The following is a 20131-nucleotide window of genomic DNA, read 5'->3' as shown; positions in this document are numbered from 1 at the left end:
AGTGTGTAATTTAGTTTTGTTCTCAGTTATAACCCTGTCGCGAACTAACCGCGATGTGTGCTTACATACAACTTAAATTCACAATGTAAGCCGCCTACTCTGCCTGTGACTCTTGTTCATCAACGCCACTAGGCAAAAATACTGGTGGTATAAAAAACTCTGGTAGTGAAACACGCCGAGCTTCTCCTGATAGCACTTTGTCTAAGCACACGGTACCAATATCATTCACGCTTAGCTCAAGTTGTGCATCGTCACTGCTTGGAAATCGCCAATAAAGTTCAGTTGTTTTGTAACGTAGTAATGCCATTTGTTCGTACTGATCAAACTCACTGGGGCTTTCACAAGCTCTATCATGAAAGTTCTCTAATTTTTGTTCACCCAAAAATTGTACTAACAAAGACCCCATACCTGGCACATCAATGATTGCATTTTCTCCAGAGGCTATAGTGAGCTCCCCTTTTCCCTCAAGTGGTGCTATTTTTTCTCCATTGTCAGGACATGCACCACCATTAAAAGGATAAGCTATTAGCTCATATCCATAACGGTTGGTTAAACCTATCTTAATATTCATATCTATCTCGCTTCTGAGGTTAATATCAGAGCATAGTTAGACTGCAGAGGTGATAAATTACATTAGCCTAATAGCTAGGCTTTTAATTTATCGCCCCTTCTCAACTAAGCCACCATAAAGATTGCTTATCTACTATTTACTGCTACATCGTTATCAAATACTAAACCGGGCTCTAAACCAAATAAAAGCGCAAAGCGATACCCATCAAAACACCCTTGAGTAGCACCTAAAATATCTAACTTTACGGCACCATCATGTGTTTTCACTATTAAGCCACTTTTTAAGCCAAGCTCAATAATGGTCCCTGGTGTAATACCTTTTAATGCACACTCAACCTTTGAAGCCTGTAATAATTGAAAAGTACTTTGGCGAAATATTAGTTGTGCACAAAACCGATCTAAGTTGCCCGCTTTGGCCATATTAACAATGTCACTTGTGTTACATGTGCTCCAGTTAACCACTAAGTCGGAAGGTTGCAATGCAGGCGCTAATTTTGTGTACTCTGTAGTTTGTTTACACAATGCTAACTGATTGTTTTGTTTCAATTCGCAATACTGCGATATCAAATGAAGCAATGCTTGTGATGTCTTTTGATATAAACATTGAATAGTGTCAAAAGGGTGAATATCTATCTCTACATCACATGCTATGTCACCACAATCTAGCTCTTGTGTAACCTGATGCATGGTCAGTTTGGTTAACGTTTCGCCATTACGAAGCTGCCAATAGAGCGGCTGTGGGCCTCTATATTCTGGTAAGGGGCTTGGATGAATATTCATAAGCTCACCATTAAAATATTGCATTAGTGACTTTCGAATTTTATGCCTAAATAAATAAACGACCCCACAATTAACGGCTAACCTATCTAGTTGCGACAGCAAAGCGTCATCGCCATTTTTACTATAAGGTAACGTGGTGATATTTTGCTGCTTTAGCCATTGTTGCAGCTGCATTAAATCAGGGTTAGGCTGCCCATCGACTAATACCACGCAAGCTAATTGATTGGTTTGTAATAAATATTGCACAACAGGTAAGCTTTGGCAGCTACCCGTAAAAACTGCGAACTTTTGCATTGCTGCCTCCTTACAACTTTACAGGCACAAATCCAGGTAAACCGCTCAATTGATAATAAAACTGCACCATGTCGCCACTGTGAGCGACAAAATGGGTATGCTCTATATCTTTGGGTTTAGCATCTATGTAAAAAGTCATATCTGGTCTAGGATGCGTTACACCTGAGTCATATTGCTCTACTCCTTCATCGGCAAAAGTGTCTATGTGAGCATATATAGCTAAAATACGCTTCCCCATATCTTTCACACTTGAGGGTAGTTTAATCTTGCTCGCAGGAATAACCTTTACTCCATCTTGCAATTCAAGTTCTTGCATATTGAGCAACGTTGACTTATTAATACTTAAAATTTCACCAAGCTCTACTCGGTCTTGCTGCGCATCGTTATTTACATTTAGCGAGTGGCTGTATTGTGCTTGCTTCCATTGCTGGTTAAACTCTGTTTCACCTACTACCATCATCCCTCTAACCGATACATTTTGCGGGATCATCAAGCCGTCAATTGTTAAAAACTGCACCAAGTGTTTAGCAATACTTAACTGACCTTCTTTGGTAAAGCCATGCTGCATCGCTTCAAGTACAAGAATATCAATTGATTCACTGGGCTTATACTCTGTCGCATCAGCTTCTTCTATTCGCAAAATATATTCACTAAGTTGCAAATCTTCTACTAGCTGTGTGAGCGCTAAAATTGCACCAGGATGAACGTCCACCAATATCACTTTAACCTGTTTATTAGTAAATTTTTTACTCTCTTTGTAATAACTTAATAATGGTAATAATAATGGTGCAAAAGGACCGCACGCGGGGTAGAGGATCGTAACTGAATCATTATGTTTAAGCTTACTATGTATTGCTCGGTCTAAACCGCGTGCATATCCTTGAATGCGATAAACATCTTTAATTGTGTGCTTACAGTTATGAGGTGACATTATTAGCCCTGAGGCTGATACATACTGTTTGGTGAGTAATTCTTCACTAAGCTGTGCCAATGCCATAGATTGCACAGCTTGGTCATACATTGCCTCAAAAGCTTTAAGTAAAGTGCTATGCTCTATTTTTGTGTCGCTCAACACCAAAGTCATTGCATCCACAAAACTTTTTTGCAAAAGTAACTGACGCTGGCCTGTTGTTAATTTAGCTTTCAAAAGAGATTCAAGCTGGGTACGAATTGAGTGTTTTAATAGCTCATCAATTTGAGGGACCGCATATTCCAAACTTGCTGTAGACTGTGAATCATGTGAATTCATACTTAAGCACTCCCTTATCACTCATTTGCAACAAATAACTCCATCATAAATTAACATTGCTTTTATACGGTATAATAGCCCACAAGACGTAGAACACAATTTTTTAGTTCTATTATTTTTAATAATCACTTACTTGAAAAGTCTACCAACTTATTTTTAACAATAAGTTATACCCAAGCCACCTCAAGATGCAGAATTCAGCGTTTCACAGAGGCTTAATATCAAGGCGTTACTTTGTAGGAATGGCCGTCCCTTTTAAGAAGGAACAACGATGAGAGTAAGTCTCTGTGAAACGCACAACGGGTTAGTTTAAAAGCGACTTATACAGCGTTACTTTTATAAGGGATTGATTTTAATAATAGAACCACTATTACTTGCAATCAATGCCTTGCCTAAATCGCTTTTAATTCCAACGACGCTCGCATCTTGAGGTGGTTTGGGTATATATATAAGTTTGGCATAAGTTAAAAATAAAAAATATTACACCCTATTACACGGCATTCTTTTTTATTCATAGCGAGTCTTTAGCTACTTACTTAATGGAGTCATGTTTATGTATTGTACAATACGAGGTGTATCCCCCTTATTTGGACAACTACCGTGCGGTAATGTATGTCGCCAAACAATTAAGCTACCTGCTTTTGCAGCCAATGGAGTGCTGTGGCATTTATCGAAATTAAAAGAATGTGGATTGGTATTTTTAGGTAGGTTAGCTAGCCAGTTATCTATTTTTTTATGAAAGCCAGGTACACAACTGAATGCACCTTGCTCAGCGGTAACGTCAGTAAGGTACAACAACCCTTGCGTTGCAAAGGTGAGTGGTTTATTAAAGTTTATATCCCAGTGAAGATTTGGCCCAGGAAACTGCCAACTTTCTGTCTGTGGTGGATTAAAACTAAGTCTGTCAGTGCTTACTGTTAAGTTTTTTCTCCCCCAGAGTTGCTCAAAAACATCTCGAACTTGAGGAAGAGAGCGTATAACTTGCATGGTTATATCATTAAATATTTGTACCATAACCCCCTGTTTAAGCGCATGACAGCTATACCATGAAGCGGGGTTGTTTTTATCCATTTTCAAACGTTCATAAAGCATATTACAAACGTCTTCACATAATTTTTTTGGCACCAACGCTGGAATAATAACATAACCATTATCATCCCAGCTTTGCCACTGCAGTGGCGTTAAAATAGAGTAACGAGGCGTCTCTACTGATGCTGCTTCATTTTTTATGTCTGTTTCCTCAAAAAATGAAACAATGCTTTTATTAAGCTGATTTCTTTTTGCGTTTGAAATAGCTCTGCCATGCACTTTTTTTACCCAATTTTCAAATTCGAAAAAACTATCACTCGCAAAAATAGACTCTATAGTCGGTGTGAGCCCTAAGCCTAGAGTGTCCATTATCATGACATCAAGCGACCATTCGTTTTCTATTATTTTTTTATCCGCACAGCCTTGTTTTTGTAACTGTACTTTGTGCCACATTCGCTTTAATTGAAATAGACCTAAGCCTCCAGTTTCTTTATAACAAGGAAGTGTTGTGCTCTGCGCTATTGTGTCCGAAGGTGGCACTTTTGCTATCAACTCATTTTGCATAATAACTCCTTTTCCTTGCCTGATTTCAGACAACTAAAACACCTTAAATTGATTTATTAACGCTGACTAAACTTAATTAGAATAGAGTGCTATATTATTGCAAGCAACAATTGTTGTAACTAAATACAGGGAGCGATATGGATACTGAGTTACTGAACAGATACCGTAATGCGGTTACACATTTGCTAAATGAGCCTGGTGATGCTGGGTTGATGAAACCTTTTATCAACGATTTAAAAAATTACTTAGGGAATATTACGTCTATATCAACTGATTTAGATATGAATGACTGGAATGATGAAAATACATCCCAAGGCGTTGCAATTTCTCCCGTACAAGCAGCTAAATGCACTGAAGAGACTCTTCGTACGCAAATCTTTATGCAAGGTGTTAAATTCGCTATTGAAGAACGTTTAAAAGCAACGACTGATGATATTCATATTCTTTATGCCGGTACAGGCCCTTATGGTACGTTACTTATTCCTTATTTAAGTGTTGCCACAAACCCGCGCATAAAAGTCACTCTCATTGACATTCATCCAGAAAACATCAGTGCAATTAAAAAGCTAGTAAAGCACTTTTCAATCACCCAAAACATTGTTGCAATCACGTGTGATGACGCAACGCGCTGGCAAGCACCAGACTCCCAGCAATTTGACATTATTATTTCTGAAACCATGACGGCTCTTTTAAAGCGAGAACCCCAAGTTTTTATTTTTGCTCATTTATGTCAATACCTGAGTGAATCTGGCACCTTGATCCCACAAAAAATTTCTTTAAAGGCATGGCTAACACCTTTTAACTCTTTAATGCAGACAGAAGATAAACCGAGCACTGACATACTCCTAAAAGAGTTTTATTGCTTAAATATCGACGAAGCTAAGCGTTTAAATACGGGAGATACATCCGCCTTTAAAGGCAGTATGCTGATCCCAAATGGCGTTGAAACTAATTACAGACTAAAACTAACAACCGATATTCAAGTATACAAACACCTTAAATTGACCGAAAACCAATGTAGTTTGAATATACCACTGACTTTTTTACCTCATGATGCGCAGCTTCGTGGCGGTGAAGCTATTCATTATGAATATATAATGCCCAAATGCGCAGACTTTATATTTAAATTCCCCATAAAAAATACAATTAAAACAGAGACTAAATTAGCTAAATTTACAGATCTTAATAATTTAGGTTTACCAGGCGTAAAGCGTATGTTTGAGCGTGCACAGGCAGCTAAATGCGGTCACTCCTTCAGCATAGCCGACGATGAATGGGCATTATGGACCAAGCTATTAGATTCATTAGCACTACCATACCATGAAACGACAGCTGCACTTTATCAAAGCCAACGTATTGAAGAATTCGAACATTGGTTAAACATTAATAGTAATCTAACACCATCATGATGATTAACTCTAAACACAACACAGATAAACAGTTAACAGACGTTAATAAAATTTTAGCCTTTCTTACTAATATTGGCATAAAGCACCGATATGAAACACTAGATGAAAAAACTTTTTTGCCTGGCCTTAAAGTAAATAATGGTACTTTATTACTTGATTTTGAAAAGGGATTTTATCCTGGTGACATTCTCCATGAAGCAGGTCATATTGCGGTTACCTCTGAAACAACAAGAACCTGTTTAACTGGGGATATGAAACACCATGATCATCAAGCAGCCGAGGAAATGACTGCAATTGCATGGTCATGGGCTGCTGCCTGCTATTTGGATATTGCACCCGATGTTTTATTTCATGAAGAGGGTTATAAGGGTGCATCGGCGAGTCTTATAGAAGCCTTTAGCACTAACACAGGGTTTGGTTATCCCCTTTTATATTCATGGTTTATGTGTGAACAGCCGAATCACCCTAACGGTTATCCAAACATGTTAAAGTGGCTAAGAGATGACGCCTATACCCAAGCTCAACTAAAAAAATTACGATTATAACTATAAGGAATATACGTGCTTGATAAAAACCTCACTCCAGAGCAACTTACAATAGTATGTGCTGATCTAGCCCATCTAAGATTAATAGCCGATTTAAAACTGGCACCTACAATCCCTTACTTTGCCGAAAAACCTTATCCTATTGGCCGTTGCAGAGAGATAAGAGATGAAGTATTCACATTATTACAAACGCAAATACCAACAACAAATAAACCTGGGCTTAGCTTGTTAAAAGAGCTTATTACACAAGGCTCCCCATTGCAAAAAGCGTGGGGCTCTTTACGGGATGAGTATTTTCAAAACGCATTTATTTTGGGCCCTTGGTATATTGATGTTTCTAACGACACCGTAAATGCCAACAAACCCAGAATAGAAATTTTGCCTTTAGCAACATCAAACTTTACGCCCATCAAAGATTTTACTCAGTTTATAAAAATAGCACGGTCCTATTGGAAAGTAGATATTTATAGGAATGATGTTTGCCCCGCACTTGCTCCCTACATGCCACTACTATGTGTAGGCACTAATGGGGCTAGCTGGCTTGGGGCTGCGAACGACGACATGCTAAATATTGCAATTAATAGCAACTTTAAAGAATCAAGGCTTATTTTGAACTCTTTACCACGTGCTCCCGTACATATTGTGCAGCGCTGGCAAAAAGTATTAGCTGGTTTTAGTAATGATCATTTGTTAGTACACGAAGGTGATCCCATCAAATATTGTGATGTTTATGCTAAAAGCTCATCTAAACCCGATCTAGTAAAGCGAGATGCAGCCGTTATAGCCTATTCATCTTTACCTAAATCAGTGTAATAAAAAGTTTAAAAGCGCAAGCTGCTTAATGAATCACTAGGGCTTGTTGACCTTTCGTGATTGATTTTGCAGCAGTATGTTTGGTCTTTAGGCAAGGCAGCGCCTATGGTGTGTGGTTGTTCCCCATAAATAGGCGATAACGCAGTATAAATGACAAACATGCGCTGCCCAAAGGGTTCTTCCTAGGGGCGATTGACTCTTTGTTGCTCGATTTTTACTTAGCCCGCTAGGTTACAAACCTCGCGCCGCGATTAAATCGCCCCTAGGTTGAACAAATTTCAACCCACAAAGGTCAACACGCCCTAGCAGACATTTTTATTAACCAAGTATACTTAAACATCATACATCGCGAACAACAGCACGCATTTTTAAAATTTAACTTCTAGAGGTTGTTATTGCTAATAAATTTGCTTTATTAATCTCTTTTTCATGACTAAACGATAAAAAAGCTGCTATTGTTAATTTATCTTAAAATGACTTCAAGGACTGGATCATGAATCAACACACAGCACATGAGTACCTAAAAAATAAACCTCTGGTCATGGTTACCCAACCTTTCGGCCAAGAAGTTGATGTATATAAAGTGAACCATAAAATGTTTGCAACACTATCCGTCGGAAACGAAGGGCAAACAGATGAAAATGGCAATTTAATCTGGTGGATGAATTTAAAATGCGATCCAGACGAAGCCCAAGCACTGCGTGATATTTTTCCGTCTGTCATACCGGGTTATCACATGAATAAACGGTTATGGAATACTGTTATTCTTGATGGCTCAATCCCTAATGGGGAAATTGAACGCATGATAGATAATTCTTTTAATTTAGTGGTCGCAAACATGCCTGAAAAAGACCGTAAAGCAATTGAAATACATCTATAAAAATTGATATAAACTGCACTGTTCAATTTATTTGCTCAGTGCAGAGTAATCTATAATGATTGACACTAAACATTCCCTCTAACACACGCTAAAACACTATTTCGAGTTAATACCGGCCAAAAGTATGATTGATTTTGCAGCAGTATGTTTGGTATTTAGGCAAGGCAGAGCCTATGTCGTGTGGTTGTTCCCCATAAATAGGCGATAACGCAGTATAAATGCCAAACATGCGCTGCCCAAAGGGTTCTTCCTAGGGGCGATTGACTCTTTGTTGCTCGGTTTTTACTTAGCCCGCTAGGTTACAAACCTCGCGCCGCGATTAAATCGCCCCTAGATTGAACAAATTTCAATCCACAAAGGTCAACACGCCCTAATAAATCACCTGCGTTCACCATTAAATGACTTACGAAAGTATACCGTAAACATGACTGCCCTTTTGGTAAATTAATATCAGTTTTATTCACCGCTATTTCAAATATTTTGTGCCTATTTATTCGCTTTTAATAATTAAACCTTTAGTTGCCAGTAACTGCTTATTGGCTCCCATACGTATAAGCAATCCGCTATTTTTTAAATTTTAACTCGTATTTCAATGGTCCTTAAAGGTTTACCACACCTTTTAGCTAACTGAGCATTCGTAACATCGCGATCTTGCTCACTAATATACACGACAAAGGTCAATATTTTATTAGAGAGTGTAAAAGGCGGTGTATATTTGGGCATTATTTGTATTCATTGCTTAGGTGTTAAATTGCAGTGTGATAGTTAAAGTACCACTTTAAAACTTTATTTTTACAGCAAGCCCGCTATTTAATTTAAGTCAAATCCATAAAAAAACCGTTAATTTGATTGCTCAAATTAGCGGGTTTTTTAGGGTTTTTAAATCAACGAATTTAAAAACCTATATTAGTGGAGCTGCCCCGTCCGCAAAGCCTCGATTATTATAGGCCGTCAATAAAAACAATGGCTTACTTTAAAATCAGAAACTTAGTTTCTTATGCTATTTTTTAAGATCTTGTGTAATTTTTTGAATTTGGACATTATGTGGACACATAAAAAACAAGGAAAGTTATGAGTTTCAACTTATTCAAAAAACACCTTAAGTACACAATTTGTATTATGGCAACAATAGTAGCGCTTATGAAGTTTTTCTATTTCATAGATGACTACAGTGATTCATTTAAGAGCTATATTGTTCCTGAAATAGTAGGGATCGCAATTGTAACGGGTATTTTAATCCGAATTCACTTTGTACCTATTTATATAATTCCTAAACTGATTTAGAATCGCCACTCTAATCTGTTTTAAGGAATTTCATGAAAAACCTGATTGTTATATTTTCATTACTTGCTCTGTTATGTACTGCAAGTTTTGATGCTGAAGCACGTAAAAAGTTCGGTAGTAAAAAGCGCGGAAAAACCCCTGAAACCCAACAAACTGCACAAAAACAACAAACCGACACCAATACTGTCGCTCCAGCAGCTAAGCCAAAATCAAGCAAAAAAGGCATGATGGCGGGCATCTTTGGTGGTTTGTTAGCCGGAGGCTTAATCGCCTCAATGATGGGTGATGATTTCGAAGGTATGCAAATTTTAGAAATGATCGTAATGGCCGGTATTGCCTTTATCATCTTTAAACTTGTAATGGGCATGATCCGCCGTAAAAATGCCCCAGCGATGGCGCATGCGCAAGGTACATTTAACGCGCCACAAATGAAACAAGCCGCACCAGAGCAAGCGACTGCTACAGGTTTTAGTCAAACGAATAACGTGCCTTTTAACCTGCCACCTAATTTTGATACCAATGGCTTTTTACAAGGCGCTCGTACTCATTACCACACTTTACAAACAGCGTGGAATGAAGCTGATTACAGCACGATGGCTGAGTATTTAAGCCCTGAGCTAGTAGCAGAGTTTAAAGCTGAACGCGAAACAATCCAAAGCGTAGCGACTGAGGTCATGTTTATTGATGCCGAGCTTGTTCGCGCTGATACAAACGCACAAAAATGGCAACTGAGTGTTCGCTTTAAAGGTAAATATCGTGATTTAGGTGATAATAAAGAAGAGCCTATTTTAGAGATTTGGCACTTAGAGCGCGGCACTGATAATGACGCACCTTGGTTAATAGTTGGCGTAGAAGATTTAATTGATTCATAAAATCTAATCACTAAAAACAAAAAACCGCACAACATAATGTTAGTGCGGTTTTTTATTATTTAAATAAACGCTATTTATATAAACGATGTAATGTAAATATAATTACTTACAAACGTCTGCAACAGCATTTGCAAAGTACTCAATGTTTGTATCACTGATACCTGCCACGTTTACACGACTTGAACCAACAATATAGATTGAATACTCTTTTTGTAAACGATCGATTTGCGCTTTATTAATACCTAAGAACGAGAACATGCCGTTTTGGCGATCAATAAAAGAGAAGTCTTGTGCAATCCCTTTCGTCGCTAGGTTATCTTTAATAAGCGTACGTAAACCATTAATACGGTTACGCATTTCATCAAGTTCGCCATGCCACATTTGTGTAAGCTCTGTGCTACTTAAAATAGTATTTACAATGTCAGCACCGTGCGCTGGTGGCATTGAATAAATACCACGCACCACACTTAACAGTACTGAATTTGAAATATCAGCCGTTGCAGCATCTTTAGCGATAATAGAACATGCGCCAATACGTTCACGGTATAAACCAAAGTTTTTAGAACATGAAGAACAAATAATTAGCTCATCAACCGCATTCGCTAAAATACGTAAGCCGTTTGCATCTTCTTCAAGGCTTGAACCAAACCCTTGGTACGCAATATCTACAAGTGGTGTAAAACCAACATCTTTAGCAAGCTGCGCTACAGTGTTCCACTGTGTTTCGTTTAAATCCATACCACTTGGGTTGTGACAACATGCGTGCAATAAAACAACATCACCTTTAGGCACTTGCGTAAGGGTCTCTATCATTTCATCAAATAATAAATCTTTATTTTCGTAATCGTAGTACGGGTATTCTTTAACTGTCAGACCAGCGGCTTCAAACAAGCTGATATGATTAGCCCAAGTAGGATTAGTAACCCATACTGTTGCCCCTGGATTACAACGAACAATAAACTCAGCAGCAACACGCAGTGCACCTGTACCGCCGGGCGCTTGTGCTGTACGAACACGGTTAGCTAATAACGCTTGGTGCTCACCTAATAATAGGTTTTCCATTTGCTGACAGTAATCTAAATTACCTGCCAAACCAATGTATGATTTACTGGTTTCATTTTCTAGACGAAAGGCTTCGGCTTTTTTTACTGATTTTAATACTGGCGTATTACCTTGTTCATCTTTATAAACACCCACCCCTAAGTCAATCTTATTTGGGTTAGTATCTTGCTTATAGGCCGCCATAAGGCCAAGAATAGGATCTGTTGGTAATGGTTTTAATACTGAGAACATTGACTATCTCTTTCATTATTTAGGGGTTAGCTGTTGCACTTAGCTTAACATAAAAGGTCACTAGATTGACTAGTGTTATTTACACTAAAAAGTGAGGAATTTTAATACAGCAAGCAATTAATAGCGCTAATGTTTGTTGATTAAAAAATTCGTTATTGAAGGCCTCACCGTCAACAATACCCACACAACGATTTTCACTGTCAAAAAGCGGTAAACACGCTTCTGATTTAACTTTAGGATCACAAGTATAATACTCTCCACCCGCAGCCAAATATTGCTCAACATTGTTTATTACACGGCCTTTACTGCTCAGTGCAACCTGTACATTATTACTACCCGCTGCAAATGCTTCAGTAAGTGGAAAAAGAGGCCTACTTGGTGCGCCAAAATAAGCCAATTTCAGAAGCTGGGCGCCCTCTTGCGTTTGCGTATTTTGATAGATACCGTACCAATCAACATTCGTTTGACTTACAACATAATCAACGATGAGTTGTAATGTTGCCAACTTATTAGTGGTGTGCTGATCTTGGCTTACATAATCAGTTAACTTAAATGGCTCATCTTGTAAGTAACCAAATAAACTGCACGTCCCACCTTCGCCTAATTCAGGTATTTGATATTGCCAACGTACAGAGGGCAACTGTACCTGATGCCCAGCCAAATGCTTTTCAAGCTTGATAAGTTCCGCAGAGACTAATTGAGGTGACACATCTAATTGTGCCAGCGATAAATAAGAAGAAGCCATTTAGCCGTCCAAACATCTAAAAAACAAATCATAGCATGACAAATGACGTTCGACTAGGCTTGTAGCGATGTTAATCTATAACACATTTCTATTTGATTCCCAGATGCGTTATATGACACCTGTTCGGCTATTTCTTCAAGTAGTGATAACCCACGACCATGTTCACGCGTTAAACTATGTCCGTTGTTATTATCGGCGCTAAAACCATTACCTGAGTCACATATAGTAAAATAAACACACAAGGTTTCCGGACAATAACGCATATCAACAATGATCATCGCACCTGTTAATTTTTCTAGAGCGACTTCTCTTTGTTGGTAATACTCCATAAAGCCATCTTCTTGATTTTTAATATCGGAATCTAATCCCAAAACACCATGATCGAGCGCATTGTTATACGCCTCAGATAATAATAAAAAGATGTTTGACCGGTGCGCTTTCAACCCACCTACTCGGGTAATTACATCGACTATCTCTAGTACCGGATCGGTTTGCTTTATTTGCGTTGAGTTTAAACTTAATGAAAAGTTAAAAGGTAGTGGAGAGTAGCTTTCTATTTCTTTTTTTGGTGCAGGCACAGCTAAACAGTTAAACAAAACTAAACTTAAATCATCTTGCTGTTTAGTGCCATGTGCAAAGTTTGTCACATGTTTAATCACCTCATTACTTGAGATTTGCGCTTTACTTGCTAATACCTCTATAAAGCGCTGCTCACCAAAATAGTCGTCGTATTCATTGGTGGTTTCAATAATCCCATCCGTCGATAAAACCAGCCGCATGCTGGGGTCAACTTCAAAATGAATCAACTCGCGTTCAAACTCATCGGTTTCTAATATACCTAAAGCCATATGTTGCGATTCTAATGTTTTTAAAACATCTCCTTGTTGGTTAATTAAATACGCATCAGGTAAGCCACCTAACCAAGCCGAAATGCTTTTTCCTGAGCTACTTAACTCAATAATATTTGCAGCACAAAACATATGACCAGGTAATAGTTTAGCTAAAACTGTGTTTACTTCATTGGCAATATCGCTTACTGCCATGCCTTTACCGACCATGGTATAAAATACTCTAGAAGCAGGTAAGGCACCCACGGCAGCCGCTAAACCATGACCAGTAAAATCTCCCAACATACAATATAAACTACCAATCGGGCTTTGTGCCACTAAACACATATCACCATTAAACATTGATGCAGGCGAAAGGTGAAAATCTATATTTTCAGTAAATGCATGTTGATTTTCGAGCGCATTATTAAATATATGCTCAACTATTTCATGCTCTCGTTCAGTTTGATTATAGTGGTATTCTAATAACTTATTTTGCTCGTGGGCCTTCAAGCTCAGTTGTCGAGTACGGCTATGAGCTTTGATTTTTGCACTTAAAATAGCCTTATCAAAAGGCTTATTAATAAAATCATCCCCTCCCACCGCTAAGCAACGTTCAAAACTGCCTTTTTCTTCTAATGCCGTAATAAAAATAATAGGTAAATAAACATCACTACTTAATTTTTTTATCCTTGCTGCTGTTTCATAACCGTCCATTATTGGCATTAAAACATCCAACAAAACAATGTCTATTGCTTCTTTTTCTAATAGCGCTAATGCTTCTACACCGTTACCTGCTAATAAAACATTGTAACCCTGCTGCTCCAGCATAACTTTTAATAGTGTGCAATTTATGGGTTGATCATCAACAACAAGAACGCGCATCATCAGTCGATATCAAATTTTTTATCAAAACGAGATATTTGCAGAATTTTTTTCAATTGCGGTTGGCAATTACTAATATGAATCGCGTTAACAGATGTCCCCAATGTTTTTTTCATGTTAAGTAACATACCCAACGCCGAGCTATCCATATAGTCGGTTTCGCGTAGGTCTACAACCACCCTCACGGTAGTATCATTTATACCAGCGTAGGCTTGGCGAAACGATTGAACCAAATTAAAATCAAACTTCCCTTTAATTTGAATCGTTAGTGTAGTGCCATCCGCTGAGGCACTCTTACTTAAACTCATACTCAACTCCTGATCAGATTATCCGTTCTTATTGCTTTAAATATAACTGCTTAAAAATAATTAGCCAAAAATAAAAGCACCTAAGCGCAAATTTGTTATTAGATTTGATATTATAGACGTTATTGTTATTTAACTTTTTTCACCGCAGGCTAAGCATGAGTGATAGTAATCTCGTTTATTCAACCGAAACAGGGCGCATCAGCCAACCAAAACCAACTAAAGAAATTGAGAGCAAAACCTTTAAAGATGGCGCCCTGCGCATCGAACGCCAAACAAAAGGCCGTAAGGGCAAAGGCGTTATGTTGGTCACCGGCATTGATAGCGAACAACACGACTTAAAAAAACTCGCTAAAACCATTAAAAGCAAAATGGGCCAAGGCGGCGCAGTAAAAGACGGCATCATAGAAGTACAAGGCGACGACCGCGACAAACTTAAAGCCATCCTAGAGGCACTTAAATTTAAAGTAAAAATTGCCGGGGGATGAGCCGCTGGGTTTATAAATGCGCTGCTGATATACAAAAATACGCAGCGATTGCCCCTGTTACCCAACGCAGTGGTAAGAAAGAATGAATACATTGGCGATACTCGTGCACTAAATTTTTAAGGCAAACATTTGTGGAATGGGCAGGGTTATCTGTGCGTTATTCATTTTGAGCTAAAGCATATTATCGGCAGCAAGAAACCAAAGAAAAACCCCATAATACTATCATCAGATCATTGTCATTTAAGTGGATACGAATCCTATTTAGGTGCTGGAAAACACATACGCCCTACGATGAATCAACTTACTTAACTGCATTGAAAAGTAAGGGATCACCGCTGTTAAAATTTGCGGTGGAAAGTGAGCTTTACCGTTTGCTGTCCACCTCAGGGCGTGTTGTTAGATGCGTATTTTACACAAACCGTAAACTTTTGAGCTAATTTTACAAGCATGTAACTGACAATAGGAAACAGCGGTGTAAATAATATAAATATTAAGAAGAGTCCACCATCCATTAGACCTGCTTCAGTATTCCTTAATGGAGTTATATAAATAGCTATCAACACAAGCGCAAAAGTAAGTGGCCCTGTAAATAAGGTAATTACTAATTTAGATACAGTATTAAGTTGTTGCTCATATGACTTTGCATAATATTTACATACTAAAAAAGAAATATAGAAATGAACAAAAAGAAAAACACCTAAAACTAGATAACCCACCAAAACCTCCCTATACGTATAACGAGGCTGTAGAATAACTCGTTTTTTAATTTATTTTTATTGATGCTTCAACCATAGCTGAGTTCCTATTTTGGTTCAATCGGTTACTTCAATTTTACATAAATTTAAAAAATGATTTGGTGTTGTTTTAATGGGCGTTTTGGAAGGGATTGCAGGTGTGTGAGTGGTTTATTTGAGGTGATAAGAGTTTACCCTATTTGGGACTGTTGAACTTTGTTGTATGTATATTAACGCCAGTATTGGTAGCCAAAGCGAGAAATACAATGATAATACTTTATATCAAGCAAACTTACTTGACGCTTTCTTACCGTTGCCATACATCACTCTGTTTGCTTTTCACACTAATTTAAAGCAAGTAAAAAATATGGAAAATACAAAATTTAGGATGGATGTCATCTTTGTTATTTATTATATTTGCGATTGCCAAACATTTAGTTTCTCCTCACTAGAGTAGACACCGCTAATCCCAACAGCTAGTGAGTTGGAAAAAGGAATTAAAGCTAGACTATTTATACCACATCGAAAAGGAAGCTGCTCGTGTGACTGCGACACAGCGCTCATTCTTATTTGCCCCGCGAGTTCGTCTAACCAACAATAAAAAGTCATTCTCACATTAGGCTTTGCGTTTGTATAAACATCCTTACTATCACGTAAAAAAGCAATGATTGATCCTTCGGTATTACCTAATGCGTTTATTGCAAAAGCCATCATATTCTCTTGAGCTTCAACATTAATTTCATTAGATACAATGACTCTCAAAGATCCAGCCAATTCCTCTAAATCTGAATGCATTTCAATTTAAACCTCTAGCACACATAACGAGGCTGTAGAATAACTCGTTTTTTAATTTATTTTTATTGATGCTTCAACCATAGCTGAGTTCCTATTTTGGTTCAATCGGTTACTTCAATTTTACATAAATTTAAAAAAGGATTTGGTGTTGTTTTAATGGGCGTTTTGGAAGGGATTGCAGGTGTGTGAGTGGTTTATTTGAGGTGATAAGAGTTTACCCTATTTGGGACTGTTGAACTTTGTAGTATGTATATTAACGCCAGTATTGGTAGCCAAAGCGAGAAATACAATGATAATACTTTATATCAAGCAAACTTATTTGACGTTTTCTTGCGATAGCCATATGACATTCTGTTTGTTTTTTGCACTAATTAAAAGTTAGTGCGAAATATAGAAAATACAAACTTTAGGATGGGTGTCATCTTTATTTCTTATTGAGAGATGTTTGGATCAATATTCATTACGGGAGATGAACCGCCCATTGCACTTCCTGTTAATAAAAAGCGCATGATGGGTGGTGTGGGCTGGAGGTTAGAGACCTCCGGCTACCCGATTATGCGTATTTTAACCTAAACTCTGTACAAGCTAACTGCTTATTATTTAATACAATAAAGTTAGGGACATTACCAATAGGCTCAAAGCCTTGTTTTAACAATACATGCTTTGAAGCTGGGTTGTTTTCTAATACTTTAGCTTCTAAGGAACGAATGCAAAATTTTCTTTTTGCAATATCAATTAGTGAAGCCAGACAAAAGCTTGCATAGCCTTGAGATAAAAAACGTTTTGAAACCCTATAACCGACAACAGCTTTATTAGTGCTAATATCTCTTAAATTGGCTCTTGCGACAATTTCATTATTTTTAATAAGTAAACCACAAAACGCTGTACCAGAATTTACCTTATTAAGTTCTGCATCAATGTGGTTTCCGACACCTTTAGCCGAATAAAAATCATGTCCTCGAGGCTCAATTAATGATTCAAACCATGATCTATTTTCTAGCTCGAAAGCTAATAATTTCTCCAAATGATCTTTAGATAACAGCTCAAGTTGCATTGAAACTCTCTATACGCATAACGAGGCTGTAGAATAACTCTAACAGCCAAATTCAATTAAAAAACGAGCTCCTGTAATTAACTCTAAGCGTTTTTAAAGCATTAGATAATGCATTTGGAACCCATAAAACAGGCTGTTTTTCTTAAAAAAGAGTAATTCTACAGCCACAACGCCGCGAGCAACGGCTGGAAAAGTTTGGCAGTTTTATTGCGTTTCTTTGCAATAAAAATCGCCAAGCTTTGGAAGTCCGTTTGACTTGCCTTGTTAGGTTTAAATTGTAATAACCGCAAGCATATCTTCGTTGTCCTTATCCATTCCAACCTCTTTAAAGCCGCAACTAAAAAACAACCTTTTAGCTAAAGAGTTGTCAGGGTTATAACATATCTCAATTTCTTCGATACCATTGACTAATTTGATTTCATTTAGCGCAAGGTTTAAAGCTGAACGCCCAATCCCCTGATTTTGAAATTTATGGTCAACCATAAAACGCCAAATTGAAATTCTTTTTTCTGTCTCATGTACCCACATAATAAAACCAACAAGTTTATCTTTTTGGTAAATAGCTCGAGCCTCGTACCCATCGTTATATGCAGCTTCAACAAGTGACCAAGTATTACTAGCAAGAAAGTTCTTTTGTTCACCCAAGAGCTCAAGATCAGCTACATTTTCATAATTTTTACTAGTTATATGCTGAAGAATTAATTCCACAGATACTCCTTAAAACCTAACTTTTCAATAACGGGCGCAGGCGCGTGGGGTATAATGGCGAAGCCGCCCCGCGTGTATGCGTCCCAGCGAACGAAGTGAGTGAGTTAATTGAGTTGTTAGGCACTCAAGGCCCCCAATAATTAAAATAATATATAGTGCCTTTAGGTACTGTAATAGACATGTACATACCGCACTCAATATGCACATCGCCATGTGATATTTTTCCTTTTTGTGAGGAATTATGAGGCCAAGGCTTACTATTAACGAAACACTTATCAGTCCCTTGGTCTTCAATAACTAGATAAGTACTACCATCATCAGACGTTCTGTATCTTCCACGCAACTCATATGTAGCATCCGGATCTTTATTTAATAGCTGCGGCACAGCAATTATCAACAATGCTGCTACAGGAATTAATATTAAAAACCCTAAGATAAGTAAAAACTTCTTCAAAGTTTCTCCGAGTGCCTAACGAGGCTGTAGAATTACTCTAACAGCCAAATTCAATTAAAAAACGAGCTCCTGTAATTAACTCTAAGCGTTTTTAAAGCATTAGGTAATGCATTTGGAACCCATAAAACAAGCTGTTTTTCTTAAAAAAGAGTAATTCTACAGCCACAACGCCGCCATAAGCGGTGAGTAATAGCTTGCTATAATGTGAAACGAAGTGGAACCGAGCAAGCTGTTACGAATCCGACTTTATGGCCTTGTTAGAAGTTTTTATAGATATTTTCGAAACCAACCAACTAGCTCTTTATTTGCTTTTTCTTTGTTTTGCATTAAACCATGATTATCGTCTGGGTATAGAACAAGTTTATGATGAATATTGTTTTTTGATAACGCTGCGGCTAGATCAATAGAGTGATTAACTGATACACGCTTATCGTTAGTACCATGTAAAAGTAAAATAGGAACGTTGGGCGGTAAATCAGTGACCCACTTTAATACCGAACGCTTTTCTAATTCTTCTATTTTTTTGCTCTCATACTCAGGAATTCGATGTTTGTATACTTTTTCCATTGCAGGCCGATATTCTAAACCTTTCAATAAATCTGAATTACCAGCGATAGTCGCTACAGCTTTGACATTCTTTGCTTTTTTTAAAGCTAAGAATGTTTGCATTCCACCTCGACTAGCGCCATACATACCAACCCTTTGCGAATCAGCCCCTTCAATACTTGGGATGTAATCTAATAATGCTGTGACATCATTAACATCACTTCCACCAAATTCATCGTGGGCCGAAGAATTCTTCGTGAACGTTCCACGATATTGACTACCGATAATAACAAAGCCTTCGTTAGCGATAGGAAACAAGTTATGCATCATTGAGCCAAATACAACACCACCAAAGTTACCATTTCCACCACGGTTATAAATTAATACGGGCAATTTACCTTTTGAGACTTTGGGCTTGATTACATAGCCTTTTACAGTGTTTCCATCGACAGAATAATTAAAGGTAGAACAAGACAAATTGCTCTGATAAAAATCGAATCTTTCTTTGCCGAAACGCGAATCAAACTGAGTCAAAGCTTGATTAAGCTTTTCCTCTGATTTTATTTTTCTTTTGAATTTTTTCTCCATGCCATTACGCCATGAAGCGTAATCAGTAAAAATCCAAGTAAAGCAACTTTTTTGATCTGTAACTCGCTCATCATTGATTAAATTTGATGCTTGAGTGCTAAACGATGAAATGGCTAAAGAAATTATTAATAGGTATTTATTCACATGAACTCCATGTCGGTGATTGAAACTTCTAACATTTTAGTATTTATGCGACACGCAGTTTGTGTTGCATAATCGCTTGTTGGACTGAGGCGCTACCTGCTCGGTGTATAGAGTTGGTGTTGTTTATGCTATGGGAATTTGTTTTTTATGGCCTAAGTGATATCAAACCAATTTCATTGGCGTGTCTATCGTATCTAAGCTATCCCTGCATTGCTCAGCATTTATTATCTATTCATTAAACCTAATGTTTAACCGTTAAGCAAGGATATTTTTCTC

The 20131-nt window shown here is 37.7% G+C and carries 19 protein-coding genes; 6 read left to right on the top strand and 13 right to left on the bottom strand.

Going from position 1 to position 20131, the window contains the following annotated elements:
* Window positions 1-94: 94 nt before the first annotated feature.
* From ADS77_RS20680 to ADS77_RS20665, 4 genes are all read right to left on the bottom strand, one after another.
* Entirely contained in the window at window positions 95-571 is a 477-nt protein-coding gene (locus tag ADS77_RS20680) for a hypothetical protein (protein ID WP_054456094.1), read from the bottom strand.
* A gap of 125 nt (window positions 572-696) precedes the next feature.
* Window positions 697-1644: a formyltransferase family protein gene (locus tag ADS77_RS20675; RefSeq protein ID WP_054456092.1), complete on the bottom strand. Its 948-nt coding sequence runs from the start codon at window positions 1642-1644 to the stop codon at window positions 697-699.
* A gap of 10 nt (window positions 1645-1654) precedes the next feature.
* Window positions 1655-2893 (bottom strand): hypothetical protein, encoded by a 1239-nt coding sequence (locus ADS77_RS20670; protein ID WP_054456091.1) that lies wholly within the window; start codon window positions 2891-2893, stop codon window positions 1655-1657.
* A gap of 528 nt (window positions 2894-3421) precedes the next feature.
* Window positions 3422-4486, bottom strand: a complete 1065-nt coding sequence (locus tag ADS77_RS20665) for a phytanoyl-CoA dioxygenase family protein (protein ID WP_054456089.1) — start codon at window positions 4484-4486, stop codon at window positions 3422-3424.
* A 137-nt stretch (window positions 4487-4623) separates the two neighbouring features.
* Between ADS77_RS20665 and ADS77_RS20660 the strand changes: the two genes are divergently transcribed.
* From ADS77_RS20660 to ADS77_RS20635, 5 genes are all read left to right on the top strand, one after another.
* Window positions 4624-5895, top strand: a complete 1272-nt coding sequence (locus ADS77_RS20660; RefSeq protein ID WP_054456087.1) for a phytanoyl-CoA dioxygenase — start codon at window positions 4624-4626, stop codon at window positions 5893-5895.
* Entirely contained in the window at window positions 5892-6440 is a 549-nt protein-coding gene (locus ADS77_RS20655; RefSeq protein ID WP_054456084.1) for a hypothetical protein, read from the top strand. The genes ADS77_RS20660 and ADS77_RS20655 overlap by 4 nt, the downstream gene beginning before the upstream one ends.
* Window positions 6441-6455: 15 nt before the next feature.
* On the top strand, window positions 6456-7253 hold the full coding sequence (locus ADS77_RS20650; RefSeq protein WP_054456083.1) for a hypothetical protein: 798 nt from the start codon (window positions 6456-6458) through the stop codon (window positions 7251-7253).
* A gap of 493 nt (window positions 7254-7746) precedes the next feature.
* Complete coding sequence (locus ADS77_RS20645; RefSeq protein ID WP_054205182.1) at window positions 7747-8133, top strand: MmcQ/YjbR family DNA-binding protein; 387 nt, start codon at window positions 7747-7749, stop codon at window positions 8131-8133.
* A gap of 1316 nt (window positions 8134-9449) precedes the next feature.
* Window positions 9450-10289, top strand: a complete 840-nt coding sequence (locus ADS77_RS20635; RefSeq protein WP_054205180.1) for a Tim44 domain-containing protein — start codon at window positions 9450-9452, stop codon at window positions 10287-10289.
* Window positions 10290-10391: 102 nt separating this feature from the next.
* On the opposite strand, the gene ADS77_RS20630 is transcribed toward ADS77_RS20635, so the two are convergent.
* The 4 genes from ADS77_RS20630 to ADS77_RS20615 all read right to left on the bottom strand — a co-directional run bounded on the left by ADS77_RS20630 (window position 10392) and on the right by ADS77_RS20615 (window position 14347).
* Complete coding sequence (locus ADS77_RS20630) at window positions 10392-11582, bottom strand: amino acid aminotransferase (RefSeq protein WP_054205179.1); 1191 nt, start codon at window positions 11580-11582, stop codon at window positions 10392-10394.
* A gap of 79 nt (window positions 11583-11661) precedes the next feature.
* Window positions 11662-12327, bottom strand: coding sequence for a GAF domain-containing protein (locus tag ADS77_RS20625; RefSeq protein ID WP_054205178.1), 666 nt, complete (start codon window positions 12325-12327; stop codon window positions 11662-11664).
* Between the two features lie 53 nt (window positions 12328-12380).
* Window positions 12381-14042, bottom strand: coding sequence for a fused response regulator/phosphatase (locus tag ADS77_RS20620; protein ID WP_170174112.1), 1662 nt, complete (start codon window positions 14040-14042; stop codon window positions 12381-12383).
* Window positions 14042-14347 carry an STAS domain-containing protein gene (locus ADS77_RS20615; protein WP_054205177.1) on the bottom strand — a complete coding sequence of 102 codons (306 nt, stop codon included), beginning with the start codon at window positions 14345-14347 and terminating at the stop codon, window positions 14042-14044. The genes ADS77_RS20620 and ADS77_RS20615 overlap by 1 nt, the downstream gene beginning before the upstream one ends.
* Before the next feature lie 155 nt (window positions 14348-14502).
* On the opposite strand from ADS77_RS20615, the gene ADS77_RS20610 reads away from it, so the two are divergent.
* Window positions 14503-14832: a translation initiation factor gene (locus ADS77_RS20610; protein ID WP_054205176.1), complete on the top strand. Its 330-nt coding sequence runs from the start codon at window positions 14503-14505 to the stop codon at window positions 14830-14832.
* 1145 nt (window positions 14833-15977) lie between these two features.
* Here the strand turns inward: ADS77_RS20610 and ADS77_RS20600 are convergent.
* The 5 genes from ADS77_RS20600 to ADS77_RS20580 all read right to left on the bottom strand — a co-directional run bounded on the left by ADS77_RS20600 (window position 15978) and on the right by ADS77_RS20580 (window position 19855).
* Complete coding sequence (locus ADS77_RS20600) at window positions 15978-16361, bottom strand: hypothetical protein (protein WP_054205175.1); 384 nt, start codon at window positions 16359-16361, stop codon at window positions 15978-15980.
* Between the two features lie 553 nt (window positions 16362-16914).
* Window positions 16915-17415: a GNAT family N-acetyltransferase gene (locus ADS77_RS20595; RefSeq protein ID WP_054205174.1), complete on the bottom strand. Its 501-nt coding sequence runs from the start codon at window positions 17413-17415 to the stop codon at window positions 16915-16917.
* 270 nt (window positions 17416-17685) lie between these two features.
* Window positions 17686-18123, bottom strand: a complete 438-nt coding sequence (locus ADS77_RS20590) for a GNAT family N-acetyltransferase (RefSeq protein WP_054456079.1) — start codon at window positions 18121-18123, stop codon at window positions 17686-17688.
* 124 nt (window positions 18124-18247) lie between these two features.
* On the bottom strand, window positions 18248-18577 hold the full coding sequence (locus tag ADS77_RS20585) for a hypothetical protein (RefSeq protein ID WP_054456076.1): 330 nt from the start codon (window positions 18575-18577) through the stop codon (window positions 18248-18250).
* 267 nt (window positions 18578-18844) lie between these two features.
* Window positions 18845-19855 carry an alpha/beta hydrolase family protein gene (locus ADS77_RS20580; protein WP_054205173.1) on the bottom strand — a complete coding sequence of 337 codons (1011 nt, stop codon included), beginning with the start codon at window positions 19853-19855 and terminating at the stop codon, window positions 18845-18847.
* Window positions 19856-20131 lie beyond the last annotated feature (276 nt).

This window comes from Pseudoalteromonas porphyrae, from assembly GCF_001298125.1.
GTDB lineage: Bacteria > Pseudomonadota > Gammaproteobacteria > Enterobacterales > Alteromonadaceae > Pseudoalteromonas > Pseudoalteromonas neustonica.
The sequence above is the reverse complement of the archived record's forward strand: the minus strand, read 5'-3'. Positions and strand labels throughout refer to the sequence as shown.

Excerpts from the sequence above, each read along its gene's own strand:
- ADS77_RS20615 (WP_054205177.1), bottom strand. The coding sequence starts at position 14,347 with ATGAGTTTAAGTAAGAGTGCCTCAGCGGATGGCACTACACTAACGATT.
- ADS77_RS20610 (WP_054205176.1), top strand. The coding sequence starts at position 14,503 with ATGAGTGATAGTAATCTCGTTTATTCAACCGAAACAGGGCGCATCAGC.
- ADS77_RS20595 (WP_054205174.1), bottom strand. The coding sequence starts at position 17,415 with ATGCAACTTGAGCTGTTATCTAAAGATCATTTGGAGAAATTATTAGCT.
- ADS77_RS20660 (WP_054456087.1), top strand. The coding sequence starts at position 4,624 with ATGGATACTGAGTTACTGAACAGATACCGTAATGCGGTTACACATTTG.
- ADS77_RS20680 (WP_054456094.1), bottom strand. The coding sequence starts at position 571 with ATGAATATTAAGATAGGTTTAACCAACCGTTATGGATATGAGCTAATA.
- ADS77_RS20620 (WP_170174112.1), bottom strand. The coding sequence starts at position 14,042 with ATGATGCGCGTTCTTGTTGTTGATGATCAACCCATAAATTGCACACTA.
- ADS77_RS20675 (WP_054456092.1), bottom strand. The coding sequence starts at position 1,644 with ATGCAAAAGTTCGCAGTTTTTACGGGTAGCTGCCAAAGCTTACCTGTT.
- ADS77_RS20625 (WP_054205178.1), bottom strand. The coding sequence starts at position 12,327 with ATGGCTTCTTCTTATTTATCGCTGGCACAATTAGATGTGTCACCTCAA.
- ADS77_RS20600 (WP_054205175.1), bottom strand. The coding sequence starts at position 16,361 with ATGCATTCAGATTTAGAGGAATTGGCTGGATCTTTGAGAGTCATTGTA.
- ADS77_RS20665 (WP_054456089.1), bottom strand. The coding sequence starts at position 4,486 with ATGCAAAATGAGTTGATAGCAAAAGTGCCACCTTCGGACACAATAGCG.
- ADS77_RS20645 (WP_054205182.1), top strand. The coding sequence starts at position 7,747 with ATGAATCAACACACAGCACATGAGTACCTAAAAAATAAACCTCTGGTC.
- ADS77_RS20655 (WP_054456084.1), top strand. The coding sequence starts at position 5,892 with ATGATGATTAACTCTAAACACAACACAGATAAACAGTTAACAGACGTT.
- ADS77_RS20635 (WP_054205180.1), top strand. The coding sequence starts at position 9,450 with ATGAAAAACCTGATTGTTATATTTTCATTACTTGCTCTGTTATGTACT.
- ADS77_RS20630 (WP_054205179.1), bottom strand. The coding sequence starts at position 11,582 with ATGTTCTCAGTATTAAAACCATTACCAACAGATCCTATTCTTGGCCTT.
- ADS77_RS20670 (WP_054456091.1), bottom strand. The coding sequence starts at position 2,893 with ATGAATTCACATGATTCACAGTCTACAGCAAGTTTGGAATATGCGGTC.